At 45.4% G+C, this 16,658-nt stretch carries 15 protein-coding genes and 1 pseudogene; 2 read left to right on the forward strand and 14 right to left on the reverse strand.

The features are described from left to right. Positions 1-11: 11 nt before the first annotated feature. The 12 genes and pseudogenes from GT1_RS12335 to GT1_RS12385 all read right to left on the reverse strand — a co-directional run bounded on the left by GT1_RS12335 (position 12) and on the right by GT1_RS12385 (position 12,042). Positions 12-1,397, reverse strand: coding sequence for an aspartate aminotransferase family protein (locus GT1_RS12335; protein ID WP_188398969.1), 1,386 nt, complete (start codon positions 1,395-1,397; stop codon positions 12-14). A gap of 2 nt (positions 1,398-1,399) precedes the next feature. Beyond that, entirely contained in the window at positions 1,400-2,143 is a 744-nt protein-coding gene (locus GT1_RS12340; protein WP_188398970.1) for an MtnX-like HAD-IB family phosphatase, read from the reverse strand. A 40-nt stretch (positions 2,144-2,183) separates the two neighbouring features. Continuing rightward, positions 2,184-3,146, reverse strand: coding sequence for a hypothetical protein (locus GT1_RS12345; RefSeq protein ID WP_223226216.1), 963 nt, complete (start codon positions 3,144-3,146; stop codon positions 2,184-2,186). A gap of 91 nt (positions 3,147-3,237) precedes the next feature. After that, positions 3,238-4,116: a GNAT family N-acetyltransferase gene (locus GT1_RS12350; protein ID WP_223226217.1), complete on the reverse strand. Its 879-nt coding sequence runs from the start codon at positions 4,114-4,116 to the stop codon at positions 3,238-3,240. Between the two features lie 180 nt (positions 4,117-4,296). After that, positions 4,297-4,485 (reverse strand): annotated as a pseudogene (locus GT1_RS22240) (helix-turn-helix domain-containing protein); the annotation flags it as partial. Positions 4,486-4,497: 12 nt separating this feature from the next. Further along, positions 4,498-4,800, reverse strand: a complete 303-nt coding sequence (locus GT1_RS22245; protein ID WP_223226218.1) for a hypothetical protein — start codon at positions 4,798-4,800, stop codon at positions 4,498-4,500. A 15-nt stretch (positions 4,801-4,815) separates the two neighbouring features. Next, the gene (mgtA, locus tag GT1_RS12360) at positions 4,816-7,479 is read right to left on the reverse strand and encodes a magnesium-translocating P-type ATPase (RefSeq protein WP_188398973.1); all 2,664 of its coding nucleotides are present in this window, start codon (positions 7,477-7,479) and stop codon (positions 4,816-4,818) included. A gap of 392 nt (positions 7,480-7,871) precedes the next feature. Continuing rightward, complete coding sequence (locus GT1_RS12365; RefSeq protein WP_188398975.1) at positions 7,872-8,402, reverse strand: hypothetical protein; 531 nt, start codon at positions 8,400-8,402, stop codon at positions 7,872-7,874. Between the two features lie 245 nt (positions 8,403-8,647). Then, positions 8,648-9,427 carry a hypothetical protein gene (locus GT1_RS12370; protein ID WP_188398977.1) on the reverse strand — a complete coding sequence of 260 codons (780 nt, stop codon included), beginning with the start codon at positions 9,425-9,427 and terminating at the stop codon, positions 8,648-8,650. Next, entirely contained in the window at positions 9,408-9,944 is a 537-nt protein-coding gene (locus tag GT1_RS12375) for a hypothetical protein (RefSeq protein ID WP_188398979.1), read from the reverse strand. The genes GT1_RS12370 and GT1_RS12375 overlap by 20 nt, the downstream gene beginning before the upstream one ends. A gap of 18 nt (positions 9,945-9,962) precedes the next feature. Continuing rightward, positions 9,963-10,745 carry a hypothetical protein gene (locus GT1_RS12380; RefSeq protein ID WP_188398981.1) on the reverse strand — a complete coding sequence of 261 codons (783 nt, stop codon included), beginning with the start codon at positions 10,743-10,745 and terminating at the stop codon, positions 9,963-9,965. A 415-nt stretch (positions 10,746-11,160) separates the two neighbouring features. Further along, on the reverse strand, positions 11,161-12,042 hold the full coding sequence (locus GT1_RS12385) for a LysR family transcriptional regulator (RefSeq protein WP_188398982.1): 882 nt from the start codon (positions 12,040-12,042) through the stop codon (positions 11,161-11,163). Between the two features lie 200 nt (positions 12,043-12,242). Here GT1_RS12385 and GT1_RS12390 point away from each other — a divergent pair, with 200 nt between their 5' ends. Together GT1_RS12390 and GT1_RS12395 are read left to right on the forward strand one after the other, a co-directional pair. Further along, positions 12,243-13,454, forward strand: a complete 1,212-nt coding sequence (locus tag GT1_RS12390) for an MFS transporter (RefSeq protein WP_188398984.1) — start codon at positions 12,243-12,245, stop codon at positions 13,452-13,454. Between the two features lie 97 nt (positions 13,455-13,551). After that, on the forward strand, positions 13,552-13,989 hold the full coding sequence (locus tag GT1_RS12395) for a hypothetical protein (RefSeq protein WP_188398986.1): 438 nt from the start codon (positions 13,552-13,554) through the stop codon (positions 13,987-13,989). A gap of 155 nt (positions 13,990-14,144) precedes the next feature. Here GT1_RS12395 and GT1_RS12400 read toward each other — a convergent pair whose 3' ends face one another. Together GT1_RS12400 and GT1_RS12405 are read right to left on the reverse strand one after the other, a co-directional pair. After that, entirely contained in the window at positions 14,145-15,260 is a 1,116-nt protein-coding gene (locus GT1_RS12400) for a hypothetical protein (protein ID WP_188398988.1), read from the reverse strand. Between the two features lie 151 nt (positions 15,261-15,411). Further along, positions 15,412-16,584 carry a M24 family metallopeptidase gene (locus GT1_RS12405; protein WP_188398990.1) on the reverse strand — a complete coding sequence of 391 codons (1,173 nt, stop codon included), beginning with the start codon at positions 16,582-16,584 and terminating at the stop codon, positions 15,412-15,414. Positions 16,585-16,658 lie beyond the last annotated feature (74 nt).

Here is a 16,658-nt window from a genome sequence, read left to right on the forward strand (position 1 = left end):
ACCCGCACCAATCATTTCTTCGTTACCCGGTGCAGTACTTGGTCGAGTAAACGGAAAGCCAGATCGATTTCATTCCGGGAAATGTCTAATGACGGTGCGAACGTTATGACGTTTTTATAATAGCCGCCAATGTCGAGAACGAGGCCATATTGACGGCCATCTACTTCCAGGTCGCCCTTCATGGCTTCATCAACAATGCGATCCATCATCGCCTTATCAGGGGTAAAGCCGTCTTCAGCGCAGATTTCGGCCCTAAGGGCCAGGCCTAAGCCATCGACATCGCCAATAATAGCATAACGGGACTTAAGCTCCCTGAGTCCCTCCAGGAAATAACGGCCGCTATCGTTAACGCGGGTTTCATAATCAATTTCTTCCAGCATCCGCACGGTTTCCAAAGCAACAGCCGTACCCAAGGGGTTACTGGCAAACGTGGAATGCGTAGAGCCACAAGGGAAAACATCCGGTGTGATCATTGCTTCTTTAGCCCACAGGCCGGACAGGGGATTTAAACCATTGGTCATCGCTTTGCCGAACACCAGGACATCCGGCGTGACGCCAAAGTTTTCCAGACCCCAGTATTTACCTGTCCGGTAAAAGCCCATCTGAATTTCATCGTCGACCATGAGAATATTATGCTGGTCTAAAATACGCTTTAGCGCCGGGAAGTAGCCATCTGGCGGAATAACGTAGCCGCCTGTTCCCTGAATGCACTCTACATAAAAGGCCGCGTATTCGGCCTCGTGGGCTTTGGGGTCCCATAATCCGTAGTATTCGGTCTCAAAGAGCCTCTCAAGCTGTTGTATACAAAACATATCGCAGCTCTCGCGGTTCAGCTTATAAGGACAGCGGAAACAGTAAGGGAAAGGCACAAACAGCGCCCGCTCGCCGAAATGCCCGTACCGGCGTCGATAACGGTACGACGAGGTAATGCTTGTGGCTCCGAGCGTACGACCATGATAGCCCCCTTCAAAAGCAAGCATGAGACTTTTCCCATGGCAGAAATTGCGGACTAATTTCAGCGAGTCTTCAACAGCCTGCGAACCGCCGACATTGAAATGGACCCGGCCTTTGACCCGGTGCTTGTTCTCCATATACCGGCACAGTGCCGTTGCCAGCTCTACTTTTTCGCGGTGCAAATATTGTGATGCCAATTGCGGCAATGTGTCGAGCTGTCTTTTCAAAGCATTGTTTAGGCGCTCATTGCCGTAGCCAAAATTGACTGCCGAATACCACATTTGCAGATCGAGATAAGGCCGGTCGCGGTCGTCGTATACAAAGGAACCCTGACTGTGGACGAAGAGCTTAGGCGGGTCGATGTAGTGGACGGTATCGCCGTAGGAGCAATATGCGGCCTCAGCGGCCAATAAACTATTCTGATTTTTGTTGTCGTTTTTCATTATTAACCTCCTGATTGGGCAAGCTTAGTCTCTGACTCAGAGCTCAAGCGCTGTAGTATTTCGTTGTAGTGAAAAGACTGGCTGTGCTGCAGGCAGTCCAAAATGCGGATAATTTTATAAAAATCGTCGTAAGGCAAATAGTTGAGGCTGTTCTCACGGCAATAAGCTTCCAGCGACAAGCCCCTTTTCGCTAAAACTAAAGCGGCGCGGGAAGCAAGACAAAAATCTGAACGGCCATCGCCGATTAAAATAACGGGACTTTGGCTGGCGGCGGCTGCACATTTACAGACGCCCGACCCGCAGTTTTCACGACTGTGCGGAAAAGCCAGTTCATACCCGGACTCTATGATCCGCAGCTGATTGGCTATTATCGGAATATCCTGTAGTCCGTGGCGGGCTAAGACATGGCGGATGACATAATCAAGTCCATCGCTGACAACGGTCAGGTCTATTTTTTGCCTGCGGACAAAAGCGATAAATTCTTTGAAGCCTTTGGCCAGCGAAATTTTATCTAAAAAATTATGTAAGTCAGCCAGGTTGAGGTCGAGCATCCCAATTTGTTGGGCCATACATTCGCGGGCCGTTATGTGCCCGGCTACCCATTGCCGCTCTATCTCCTCCCATTCCGGCGAAGCGAAGCGGCTAAGCAGGGCATCGGTTGTATCCATAGACGTAATGGTATTGTCAAAGTCACAGATGATAGAGAATGATCCGGAATTTTTCCAGCTTAAAGAGAGGTTTCTCATATGTTTTTATCCTTTTCCTGTGGTTTGCGGTTTTTGCCTGTCAATACCCGGCTTGTTTTAGCAATTCCAGGATCTCCAGGTTAAAAAGGTGTTGCTGGCTCTGCCATGCCGGTAGTCGGGAAATATCCAATTCCACCTGTGTGTCCAGCCTTGTCAATAGTTTTTTAAAAATACCTTTATACTCATAGTGGGAGATTTCACCGGTGATATCAACACCGGTCAGTTTACCGGCGCAGGCTTGTATCAACTGCGCAAGATGGCGTTTTTCAAACACGCCCTGGTCCCAGTTCGTCCTGATCAGATCCTGACGGAAAACATCCTTATCAATGGATAAATATATCCTGCGGGCTGTGGCCAGACGGTCGGCAAAAGCGGCTAACAGTTCATCGGCGGTCTCCGACCGGCGGCAATATTGCCGCCGGCCGAGCCACCCCAGCCAAGGCGCGTCCGGCCCGATACTCCAATAAGTCAGGCGCCTGGCAAGAAAGGGGGTAAGATAATTCTCCCAGGCATGAGACCAAGTAATATCGGCGGAAGTGATGCCGATGACATGCACATGGCTTACCGCTGGCAGCCGGCAGGCCCAGTATATCCAGGAACCGCAGTGAATGCCAAACGGGTAACGCATATTATCCGGGTGATTGTCACAAACCACTATTTCAAACGCTTCACCACTCGCGGATAGCCTTTTTAAGGGAATCAGCGAAAGATGATGGTAGTCGCCGCTTCCCAGAAACAAACAACCATGCTCTGGCGGCAGGGTCAGGTGCTTTTCCAACCGGCCCAGCTCTCTTAATGAGCAGCCGTACCGGACAGATTCCTGCCAGTCCTGAAGCGGCCGCCGGACCTCACTGTCGGCAATACGTCGTACAGAATTGTCAAGATCAAGTACTAACGCTGGTAATGAGTTCCAACTCATAAGGACGCCAATGCCTTGCGGTCGTTTTCGAACAGGTGGCGCAAGGGGTAGAGCAAACGCCTGAGCAGCGGGTTTTCTATCCATACAAGGTGGCGTGTGAACGTGAACTTAGCCCCTAAGGAAGCTTTGACCTCCGGGTCTGTCCATCCGGCAATGTAACACGTGCACCCCTGTTTTAGGGCCAGTTCAAGGTTATAAAGCCAGCTGATGAGAGGTTAAGCTGGCGCGCCAGCGGATATTTGAAGCCGATATATTTGTCGATTAAGGCGCCGTTATGAACCAGACAAATGTTATAGCCCGCTAAAATGCCATTATGGCGATAGGTGATTACCAGGCCATTAAGCTTTTTATTGTTCAGTATAGCCTTAAAGAAATCACGGCTTAACAGGTCGAATTGAACATGGCTTTGCTGAAATACTTCGAGGTACATAGCATAAAATTCATCTAAAACAGTCTCGCGCACAAAAACCGGATCACCAGTAGGCAGGATGTCGGTTGATAGCGAACCGGCAGCTTTTAGCTTGCGTCGTAAATCCTTCCGTCGCCCTGAGGAAAGACGGCTAAGGTAATCGTCAAGGCTGGAAAAATCAATCGGCACATACGCCAGGGCTTGTCCCTCAAGCTCGAAAAAGCCGCGCCTTATACTTTCCTCCACCAAGCGCTGCGAGTATTCGTTTTCTGCCGCGCTTAACAAGGGCGAATCAACCGGCAGGTCTTTTAAGATAGTGAGCGTCTGCCTGCCTGTAAGCTGACTGGCTAGGGTGTCGAACAGACGGTTAGGAGCAATACCTGACGGCAGCGGCGCGTATTCGGTAATGGTGGTGCCGATAAAGCAGGCAGACCAGTTCAGCCAATCGGACCAATAGCGAAACAACGGCAATTTCTCAACCTTAGCTCGAACATCGTTTTCTAATGTCGTCAGAAGACCAAATCTGGTTTTAAAATAAAACAGACTGTCAGCCGCATAACCGGCTGTAAAACCACGAGGCGGATGATAAAGAAAAAGATCAGGGTAAAAGTCCGGTTCAACTAAGTTGAAATACGAATTATTCATAAAAGGCAATCGTTATACTCATACTTTTTCTCCTTGATCAACGATACTGTATCAGTATAAATAGAATCAATACTAAATCCTATGGCTAAATTCTTGCGATTCTCTTGCAATTTTATTGCCAAATAGCAAAAAAAAACGGATTGCTTTCAGCTGTTCCACAGTGAAAGTCAATCCGTTTTCCTATTCGCGTTCAGTAAACTTATAACCGATTCCCCAAATGGTAAGGATGTATTCCGGCGCATCCGGGTTTGGCTCAATCTTTTTGCGGAGCTTGCGGATAAAGGCCATAATATTACTATCTGCCATGAGATAATCTTCCGCCCAAACCGCCTGGTAAATTTGCTCCTTGGTGAAAACCTCCCCCTTGTTTTTCGCAAGAAACTAGAGAATGTCAAATTCCTTGGGTGTCAAACTGACCTCTATCCCGCTATGCAGCACTTTACGGCTCTTGGGGTGAATTTCCAGGGCCCCGGCATAAATGCCATCATCTACGACATTGACGAAATGTTCTCCCTGACCGGTCATTCCCAGCATGAGGGTAGCCACTTCACCCTCCATCAAATCCGCTAATCCCTGGAGCAGTTCATTGGCATACCTGGATTTGGGATGTAAATCTTGCAGGGTATTATACAGGTATTTAGCAAGGGAGGAATCCATCAGGATAAAGCTTGCATTTTTCTTCAATGTGATTCCTCCTTTCTAAATGAGCTCACCATATTTCGCAACGTAGCTTCGTTTCCATACGGTCGTTAACAACATATAACTGGCAACAACAACAAGCAGGAACCCAAAATACCATAGAGGGAGAACCGTTAAGCCCAGGATATTGACTATAGGGGTAAAGGTAAGCCCCGTGAATAGCAGGATGCCGATAATCGTAATCAGCATAACCGGGGTCGATGGTCTGCTTTGCAGGAAGGGTATTTTTTGCGTTCGCAGCATGTGGATAATCAGCACCTGTGTCCACATGGATTCCAGAAACCATCCGGTCTGGAAGAGTGCAATATATTGAAACTGCATGGCCGGATCGGTTAACTGTGTATAGAGCAGCCCGCCGGTAAGCGCAGGACAAAGGACAAAGTATAAAAACAGGAAGGTGATTCCATCAAAGATAGAGCTGATGGGACCAAAAAACCGCATAAAACGTCCCAGCGTTTTACCGGACCATTCCCTGGGAGAGGAAAATACCTCCTGATCAACATGATCCCAGGGCAGCACAATACAAAGGATATCATAAAGCAGGTTCAGAAGCAGAATTTGAATAGCCGCCATCGGTAAAAAGGGCAGGAAGGCGCTGGCGCAAACAATGGAAAGAATATTGCCAAAGTTGGAGCTTGCGGTTATTTTGATATATTTGGACATGTTCGCAAAGGTTTTTCGGCCCTCTAAAATACCTTCCTCAAGTACATTTAAATCTTTCTGCAGCAAAATGACATCAGCTACGTCCTTTGCCGCATCAACGGCGGTATCTACGGAGATGCCTACGTCCGCTTCACAGATCGCAGGAATATCATTCAAGCCATCACCGAGAAAGCCTACAGTATGTCCATTCTCCCGCAAGGCCGTTACAATACGTACTTTTTGGCTGGGGCTTAATTCGGCAAAAACACTCGTTTTTTCTACGGCGTACCGCAGTTCCAAATCGGATAAGCGGTTTACGTCTGCTCCGGTCAGCATATTTTCAGAGGCGATGCCGATTCTGCTGCAAATAGAGATGGCAATTTGCTGATGATCACCTGTCAAGATTTTCGTTTCGACTTGCAGATTCTTGAGCTTGGCAATGGACTGAGCCGCCGATTTTTTCGGCGCATCAAAGAAGGCAAGATACCCCAGCAAAACCATGTTGGCTTCGTCTGTCAGAGATACTGTATTTTGATTGCCTAAGTCTTTTCTCGCTACAGCAATCACCTTCATGCCATCTTCCAGCATTTCATCCACCACCGCGGCGACGCTGCTTCTTCCATCTTCTAAAATAGGGTGGACGGTTCCTTGATACTCAACAAACGTGCAGCGGGAAAAAACCGCCTCCACATCGCCCTTCATAATGAGCTGATGACTTCCGTTATCGTCGGCGATGAGTGTACTGACATATTTGCGGGTATAGTCAAAGGGGATTTCATCCACTTTGGTGTATTGCTTGGCTAAAGTCTCATAGTATTCACTTTTTTGAGGCATGTTGCGACATTCCAAAATTGCTTTATCGATGGGATTTTTCACACCCGAGTGGTATAAGCTGTTCAGATAGGCAAAACGAAGCACTTCCTTGCTTTCATTGCCAAGGATGTCCATATAATATTCCAATAATATGTTTACATTGGTCAGCGTTCCCGTTTTGTCCATACATAGAATATCCATGCTTCCAAAAACCTGCATGGCATTGATATCTTTAATGATCGTTTGTTTTTTGAACATGGCAGTACTGCCCTTTGCTAGACAGGCCGTGATTACCATAGGAAGCATTTCCGGGGTCAGTCCGACCGCTACCGATAATGCGAAAAGAAAGGCTTCCGTCCAATTGCCTTGTGTAATGCCCGAAATAATAAAGACGATGGGAACCAAAACAATCATAAACCGGAGCAAAACCCAAGCAATTGAGTTGGCGCCTTTTTCAAAGCTGTTGGAAGTAAGCGCATTTGGCTGAATAAAATTTCCGTACAGTGTTTCTTTGCCAACGGCTAATACGATACCTTCGCCTTTTCCGCTGATCACACTCGTTCCCATAAAGACAAGGTTTTCGTACTGTAAAAAGGCCATTTGCTCCATATAGTCATGCTTTCTGCTGGTTTTTTCCAGGATGCCGCTTTCACCCGTGATGGCGGATTGCGAAACAAACAGATCCATGGTATTTATCAAGCGCATGTCCGCTGGTACGCGATCACCTGCGGCTAAATAGACACGATCACCCACCACCAGGTTTTCGGCAGGTATTTTGATAATGACCCCATCTCTTTTTACATTGATATGGGTATGTACCAGCCGATCTAATTGATCGTAGGCATGTTTAGACCGAATTTCCTGGATAAAACGAACCACACCGCTGATAAGAATAATCACGCTGATAATGATCACCGTTGTGGCATTCTTATTTAAACTGTTTGTATGCCATACATCTGTTATGAAGGATACAATGGCCAGCACGAACAAAATAATGGTGAACGGGTTAATAAAGGCCCGGCGAATTCGAAACCATATGGTGTCCGCTTTTCTGGCAAAAATATTGTTATCCCCATATTTTTTCTTCATGGCCTCAACCTGTTCCAACCGAAGTCCGTTGCGTGTGATACCCAAATCGTTATATAGAGCGGCCGTATCACTATGAGCATATTTTTTCATACGATCGTTTAAGAGGGATGCTTTATTCAAAGTGATACCTCCTTCCCACTTTCATTTCATTGTTTTTTAGTATACCATTACTTTCAGAAATAGTTCATCTATGGGACGAATTGTTTAAACCTGGCGAGAGATACAGGTGGTGTTATATGCTATTAAGAAAGCCTTGTTTCCAAATTAATCAATGTATTTTTATTTTAACATACTGTCTTGAGAAAATTTCTTGCATTTTCTTGCGATTTAAAACAACAAAAAACACCAGGCACAAACCGGCCTGATGTTTTCTTCCTTTGTCTGTGAGAACCTACACCATATTTCCCCTACAGCCACTAAACCCAGGAACTACCTGACTTCACGGGCTGTGTTTTCTTTTCAGTCCATCGCAACACGCCACGCGCATTGAGTTAACTATGTAATATGAAAATTTATGCTATGCACTTAACCGGTACAGCCATTTTAGCACCTATTTTTTTCGAAGTACCAAAGATAAATTGAGGTGCGATGTCATAAGCAAAGCTATAGCCGTATAGCTCCGGTTTGTAGTTTTCTATCGCTTTAAATACTATACCGATTGCTTCGCGGAAGTCCTGTTCATCTTCCAATGGAACTCCTTGGAAATACAGCATTTTGCAAGGTGGCAAATCAATAATTTCGTAGTATTCCGGTATTGAGTTTGTATAAGTAGCAGGTACTTCTACTCCAGCGGCAGTCGCGGATGTCCCTACCTTTATTAAATGTTGCGGCAATGTAATAAGTGCTGCATTGTCATACCTTTCGGGAACGCTGTTAAGCTGCCCTTCCCAATCGCACCCGACTTCTGCACAATAAGAGAAATAATCTTGTGCGGATTTTGAACGTAAAATAATCATTTTTCTCTCTGGGCGGTCAACTGCTGTTACCGTCACTGTTGCCAGTATTTTTTTCGCTTCCATAGATTTATCATCCTTTTTACTCATATATGTAGGTAATCTCGGATTGAATAATAATATTGTAGCATGCCTCTTTCCATCGGTCAAAAAGTTTGTATATGTAAAAAGCTCAATCGCAGCCAAAACTGCTGATTGAGCTTTTTACATATACAACGCTCCTACCACAGCCCGTCGAAACTACACATAAGCCAGATAAAAAGTATCATAGAAACAATCGTAATAATAATATATGCATGGTTCAATACCGGAACGAGTTTAATGATGATATTTATCTATTGCGGCATGGGAAACTTAGGATTTTGATAGTTATCAATAAGGAACCGGCTCTGTTCCTGGTCAAATAGTATATTATACTGAACCGTATTAACATACGCATCATAGGCGGAAAACGGGTAAATGGCCACCAGATACAAGAACCATTCCGGCCTAATCGCGGCAATGGCCTGAGGAAAGTTGCCCAAAAGTGTCTGATGGACGGCCGGAAGGAGATGGGCCAGGTATGCCATGCCGAGCCACCAGGTTAGCAAATAAAAGCTGGTAGGGATTCGGTGGCTATAAAGATGACCCAGGCCAGGCATGAGCAAGGACCAAGCTGCCGCCACCCAGGGATTTCGTTTTTCGATGAATCCGATGTCCCAGGTGCCGATTTTAAAGGGAATAATGCCTGAATCCTCTCGTGCGGCAAGGAGTGCATATTTGTTTAAATCAACAGTGAGCTGGTAGCTGCTCCAAGTAGCAAAAAGTTGCAAAGGAACATAAAAAAGCAACCACCTGGTATCGAGAACCTGTTTAACCAACGCAGCTTGACCGGTAAACCCATAGATAATTGCCTGGTTAATATGTCCCATGGAGTTTGCGATGGTCGCCGCGATAATCAACAGAAACCCCTTTATATAACTCCCCATAATGAGGAATCCTAGGCCCGGAAACATTGCTGACCAGAAGGCCGTTATCCAAGGGTTTTTTAGGTGCAGCAGATTAATTGTGAGTTCACTTACAATTCCTTTAGGACGGCGTTGATTTCTTATGGACTCAGATTGCTTCTTTTCCATCGCTTACCGCCCCATTTCCTATCGTATCACGCAGCCGGTCTAACTTGCCTACCCCAAAGGCCATATTGTCCCAAAGCACTTTCTCTACCATTTCGTATTGACTGTTGTCGCAACAAACTGTAAGTATTACTTCTGTATTATTGCACTCCCCTGATTTGACCCGGTTACGAGCTGATTTTGTCTTCTTGTGCCCAAATATCCTTCCATAAAAGTAATCAAGCAGGAAGCCGATAATGGCTCCGCTCAGTAGCCCTATCAATCCCCAGATAACTGGCCCCCACTCTAAGACAAAGCCATATATAACGCCTAACTCCATACATATTGCTCCCAGAACCATGGCCCCGTCAAATAAGCTCATCCCATCTGCCCGATGAATGGTATCCAGGACCATTCTTTCCTCAACCCTTTTGTCCAAAGGCACTGCCAAGATATGCTCTCTGGCGATCCCGCGCTTCTCCAGATCGGTTATGGCCAATTCAAGAAAGGCCGAATAGTCAAAAGACGCGTAAACGTACAATTAGAACCCACCTTATATTTATTCTGGTACTGGGAAATTTGCACTTTGATAGTTGTCAATTAAGAATCGCTTCTGTTCTTGCTCGAACAATCTGTTATACTCTACCGTGTTTACATAGGCATCATAAATTGCAAATACGTAAATGGAGGGCAGAAAGAGCAGCCATAAAGGATCAGCTACCGTAGTGGCGCCAGCAAAGTCGCCCATTGCAGTGAGGTACATACAGGGAAAAAGGTTTCCCTTATAAGCGATTAAACTCCACCACACCAGCGTATAGAAACTGGTAGGGACTCTGTGGGTGTATAAATGACCCAGTCCAGGGAATAGAAGGGATAATGCTATCGCCATCCAAGGCTTTCGCTTATCTAAAAAGGCGACTTCCCAGTTGCTGATCTTAAAGGGTATCATGCTGGAATTTTCCCTATCAGCCAAAATGGAATATTTGTTTAGGTCTACAGCAAGCCCGTATCCGTCCCAAATGCAAAAGATGTATATCGGTACATAAAAGAGCAACCAATTGATATCTACTACCTGTTTGGCCATCTCAAAGTGTCCTGTAAAGCTATAAAATATCCCCAAATTTAATTTGGCATTGACATTTATAAAAGCTTCCAGGAATATTAAGATAAAGCCTTTGACATAACTTCCCAGGCTCATGTAAGCATAGCCAAGGTAAGAAGCAGACCACCAGGTTATTACCCACGGCGTTCTAAGGTGGATGAAATTTATAGAAATCGGCTTCACGCTTCCTTTTGGGCGACGTCGGTTTCTAATTGATCTGTGCTGTTTTTTTTCAGTCATTCTACACTCTTTCATATTTGCTAGGACTGCTGCCAAACGCCTCGTTATTCGAGGGTTAATGTAATATATTATAAAAACCGATTAAGAATAGGCTGGGTTCGTCAGGTCGGCGCCAATAAATCATTCTTAATTTTTCCATTAAAGGAAATTTTTATGCGAATCAACTGACTAGCCGGTGAATTTAAACCGAAGATAAAAAAGACGCAAAGGCTATATACCATTTTAAAACAACAAAAACATCAGGCCCAAAAGCCTGATGTTTTCTTCCTTTGTCTGCGGAAACATAAACCATATTTCTCCGCAGCCCTTAAGCCCAGTCCCCGCCTGGCTTTAAGGGCTGTGTTTTCTTTTCAGCCCAACGCAACACTCCACGTGCATCGAGGTTACATAAGGTATGAAAAGATTGGTTTTTTAACTACTTCTTAAATAACTCAGTCATATATTGGTCCAAAATATCAAGGCTCTTCTTTACTGAAGGTTTAATATTCCTGTGTGTAATCTTATAGCAGACCCGTTCCGGTGGCGGATCCAGTAATTGCTGAATAACAAATTGCCCCGTTTTGACAAATGCAACAGCTACGGATTGAGGTAAAACAGACCATTGTCGAGAATCTTGCATGAGCGAAAAAACTAATCCTACAACATCGACCGGAATATGTGCTGCACGAGCCGGGTCCCACCAACGGTCATGCCACATTTGAAAAGTCGGTCCCCAATTGCAGTATATTTCATACTCACAATTCAATTCAGTCGGGTGAATTGGTTGTAATTCGCCAGTCTCGGGCGTTGCCGGCCTGATCAATACGGCTCTATCTACAAAGAACGGTTCTACTTCGATGGAAGGCACCGTTCTTTCCATCTTTACAAAAGCTACGTCTATTTCCCGCCGTTCCATTGTATCCCAGAGCTCCATGGAATGTTGCGTGCGAAATTGGAGCCGTATTCTTGGGCTATGTTGGGTCAAAGCTCGATAAAGAGGCGGAAGAACATACGTATTTAAACTATTCGATCCACCGATGGCAAGACTTAACTGGGGACCACTGGCTTGGAGTTTCTCGATATCTGTTTTTAATTTGCTCCATCGTTCGGCAATCGTGACGAAATTCTCTCCGAATGGGGTTAAAGCAATCTTTTGGATGCCTTTGCCCCGCTCAACGAGGACAGCCCCCATCTCCTGCTCCAAAATCTTCAGCCGGTAGCTGACGGTGGCTTGGGTCAAATTTAATAATTCGGCCGCCTTTTTTAGGCTTTGGGTTTGAACAATAGCCAGAAAAGCCTCGATTCCCGCAACATACATAAATTCAGCCCCCAAATATAGAAATGTTAATTATATATTGCAAAATTTATTTGTTTTACAGCAAATACTTCTTTATTTAAAATTAACATGAAAGGAGGAAAAACTCAACCAGAATACATGTGCAAATGCTCAGTGTGTTCAAAGCAAGAAATATGAAATTTACAAAGAAACAATATTACGACTGGGGGAGACGGTAAAAAGTGAATAAAAATGCTGCCGCTGAAAAGCCACAAAAAGAGCAACCAAAATGGCAGGCACTATTGACAGGAAATCTTGCCCATTTCATTCATGATGGTTTCACTGACATGCTTTATCTTTTTTTCCCGTTCTGGCAAGCCCAGTGGGCCTTGACATTTGCCGAGGTAGGTCTCTTGAAAACTGTCGTTTCCGGTTCCATGGCCATGTTTCAGCTTCCTGCAGGTATTGTTGCCCATCGTTTCGGCCAAGTAAAATTATTGCTCATCGGGACAGCCCTCACCAGTTTGGCGATTATGTGCTGGGGATTGGCAGCCGGGCCCATTCTATTGGGCTTGCTACTATTACTGGGCGGCTTGGGGTCCAGTGTGCAACACCCTGTGTCGTCTTCCATCATATCGGATGCTTATTCTGATATCAAAGCCCGGCGAACGGCCTTAAGCACCTATAATGTTTCCGGCGATATCGGAAAAGCGGTCTTGCCTGCTTCGGCAGCTTTTATTATCGCCTATTGCGGCTGGCAAACGGCAAGTCGTTTGCTCGCAATATTCGGCTTACTGGCCACGGCGATACTTTTCATTGGCTATTTTGGCTTTCAAAGATCCGGTTGTTATTCGCCGCGAGAAAGGAGTCAGCCAAAAACCAGCACCTTATTGCTGGGGTGGAATGGCTATCAGGCCTTCTGGTCGCTAGCGTCGATCGGAGCAATAGACACTGCCACACGAACGGGTTTTTTAACCATTCTTCCTTTCCTTCTCCAGGAGAAAGGCGCCTCGGTCACCCAAATCGGCTTCGCCCTTACGCTTATTTTCGCCGGAGGAGCCACCGGCAAATTGGTTTGCGGCATATTAGCCACACGGCTCGGTGTTTTGCGTTCGGTAGCAGTCACGGAAAGCCTTACGGCGATATGTATTGGCAGCATGATCAGCCTGCCCCTCGGCAACGCATTGCTACTCGCCCCTTTTCTCGGCATAGCGCTGAACGGTACCTCGTCGGTGCTTTATGGCAGTGTGCCTGAATTGGTTTCTGAGGAACAGAGAAAGCAAGGTTTCTCCATTTTCTACACGATGACGATAGGGGCCGGTGCGGTATCACCCCCTATCTACGGCTTGCTAAGTGATTTTGCCGGCATAAAAATCACGGTCATTTTTATAGCTATCGTCGTCTTGGGCACCATACCGCTAACTTGTCCCCTTCGCAGAAAGTTGGGGAATTAATTAGACCAAGGTTAATCATGCACCTTATGATTATGTTAAAATCCACAGTCAAATTTAAAGCCCCAATTGATTAAATAATTTATGTGGAGGCGTTACTATGTTGTTGAGAAATGGTAATGTCAACGAGCTTCAAGCCAGAGAAACTACTTTGGTGGTAGCAATTGAGGGTAATACCGAAATTGCACAAGAATGTATTGATTTTTTAAAGAAAAGTATCTTTTTTACCAACCAACCAGCCTTTAGTTTTTCTAACTTGCTTCTTATCCGACCAACCTTAACTGGTTATTTTGTCGAGCTTAACTGCCCTGCAAAAGGACAAAAGGTTATTTTAACTACCAAAGAGAATTTGTTTTTTGAGGTTAACGAAATTCACAATATTGTCGTTGATTCCATTAATGAACATTTCGCAAATCTAAACGTTTTCCCTGGTAGAATTACTGCTGAATTATACTCGTACTTCTATTATGGAAGACCGGATGGAAATATGCTATCTATATCGAAGATGGCCAATTTCAGATCAGAACTGCCTGTCTAACCGGCAATGTCAACTTAATGATATCTGTAAAAAATATCATTTTATAAATTCAAATGAAAACGCTGATTAGCTTATTTTGAAAACCTTACATACAGTAGAAAACACCAAGCCCAAAAGCCTGGTGTTTTGACCTGGCAAGTTGCCCGCCAGTTCCACTAACCTGTTGTTGAATCGTTTTTGCTGGCTGTACCATACTTATCTTTAAACTGTTTAATGATTATTGATACCAGAAATATAATACCTACATATCCTGAAGGGGGATATAAAGTATTTACCAGCACATCAAAAGGAATTATTTCTCCAAAAAACATGCCAATGGCTGCAAGCGATGTTGCCAGGATATAAGATTTTTTAGTCTTGTCTTCAGCGAACTTTCTGACAACAGACCAAAGAAAGGAGCATGCCGTTGAGTAAATGCACAAGATGATTAATATTGAAAACAATACTCCCAGGGAGGAGGATACTTTATCTGCAATAACCAATGTGGGAATTTGTTTGCCTGCAATGGCCTGAATATTAATCAATTCAGCTACCACAAGCATGAAGACCGAAATCATGAACCCGGTAATACCTGCAATACCCGCGATTATTGACTCTTTAATATTTGTGGCAGCTACACCGCAGGCCACCATAAAGGGTACTGCCGTCATGACATAAAGACACGGATACAGGAGTCCTGAGAGTGCCCAATTAGAAGCAGCTTTCTTTACTGCTAAAGTTGGAAGTATCCTGTCAACCTCTGACAGTACCGTTGGCGAGGAAAGCAGAACAAACAGAGAAGGAGCACATACTACCACGATAAATAACACTTTAACAGGACCAATGACGCCTATTATGTTTATAAGCTTTTCTATTCCCAGCACCACAGTGACTAGAGTGAGAATGGACATAGCCCAAACACCGACAGAAATGGGAACTCCATAATACTGATTAATCGTTGCACCTGCGCCGGTTATCATGATTAAGTATACTCCATACATCAGTGCCACAATATACCAAACCATGGCGCGGCCCAAAATTTTTCCGCAATAATATTCTAAAATATCATACGGATCCTTAAAATTCTGCTCCTTTGATACCTTATAAATCATGTAGGTGAAATAGATAAAGATAACCCAGGATATGGCTATTGCTGCAAGTCCCATTGCTCCCAGGGATGTGAAAAATTGCAAAACTTCCTGGCCTGATGTAAACCCCGCTCCCATGTAACAGGCGCATAACGATCCCGCAATAAGAAAAACTTTTTTCCAGTTAAGAGCTGCTGTTGTCAAATTTAATCACTCCTTATAGCTCGCTTCACGGCCTACTATAATTGAAGGCATCCCATTCCTGATTTCACGGCAGGACAAAAAAATATATTATCCAGAGAAAAGGCTCGTGTTGAGCCTTTTCTCTCTTTTTTGATAATACTTACGCGCCCTGTTAGACCACAAACAGTTTGCGAGGGAAGTTGGCAAAAGTTTCATGTCCGTTCTCAGTAATCACAAACGATTCGCTGATGGACACGCCGTAGTTGTCCAGATACATGCCAGGAATGCAATGGAACGTCATACCAGGCACAAAGACCGTCTTGTCACCAGGGCGCAGGCTGGCTGTGTGCTCGCCCCAATCCGGAGGATAATTGAGCCCCATGGAGTATCCGATGCGGGATTCTTTAAAGAAACCGTACTTCTTGAGCACGCCGCTCCAGGCAGCTTCCATCTGCTCGCAGGTGTTGCCAGGTTTCGCCATTTCCAGGGCAGCATTGAGACCTTCCACCGTGATTTCGGCTGTGCGTTTTACATCTTCCGACGGCTTGCCGATGGAGATGGTCCGGGCCATGGGAGAATGATAGCGCTGATGGCAGCCTGCAATCTCCACCGCCACGACAGTGTTGTCAGGATAAGGCTTGTCAGTCCAGGTCAGATGAGGCGCGCCGGCAGCCTCGCCAGCCGGCAGCAGCGGCACGATTGACGCATAATCACCGCCGAACTCCTCTGTTCCACGAATTTGCGCATTGTAGATGGCAGCTACTACATCGCACTCCCGGACACCGGCACCCATGGTATCAATGGCAGCCTGCATGGCCTTTTCCACAATTTTGCCGGCTCTGCGCTGCAAAGCAATTTCTGCCGGAGATTTAATAATGCGTACCCAGTTTACCAGCAAATCCCCGTCGACAAATTTGGTCTGGGGAAGCCCCTGTGCCAGACGTTGGTAAGCTCTGGCTGTGAAGTAGTAGTTGTCCATTTCCACACCAATAGTTTTTGCCTCCAGCCCCAACTCCTTAACTACGGTGCATACATAATCCATCGGGTGCTTTGTCAGGCTTTGAACATGATCGTCGCTATAGGCGCGCACATGCTCCTTGTCCAGCCAGGTAGTCTTCACCACACCGCTGAACGCATCCATATAGCGTCCAATGAAATATGGCATCTCTTCATTGATGTCCACCAGTACCATCTGATGAACATAAAAGGACCAAGCATTATGTCCGGTCAGGTAGCACATGTTTGCAGGGTCAGTGATCAGCAGCACGTCAATGCCGCGCTTGCTCATGCTGGCTTTCACTTGCGTGAGCCGTTCAAGGTATTCCGCTTTTTCAAAAGGCATCATGATGATTAGTTCCTCCCTATTATGTTTTTGCCATGTAAAGGCACTTGGCAACTTGATAAAAACAACTGCACACA

The sequence above is a fragment of the Sporomusa sp. GT1 genome (genome assembly GCF_014634905.1).
Classification (GTDB): Bacteria; Bacillota; Negativicutes; order Sporomusales; family Sporomusaceae; genus Sporomusa; species Sporomusa sphaeroides.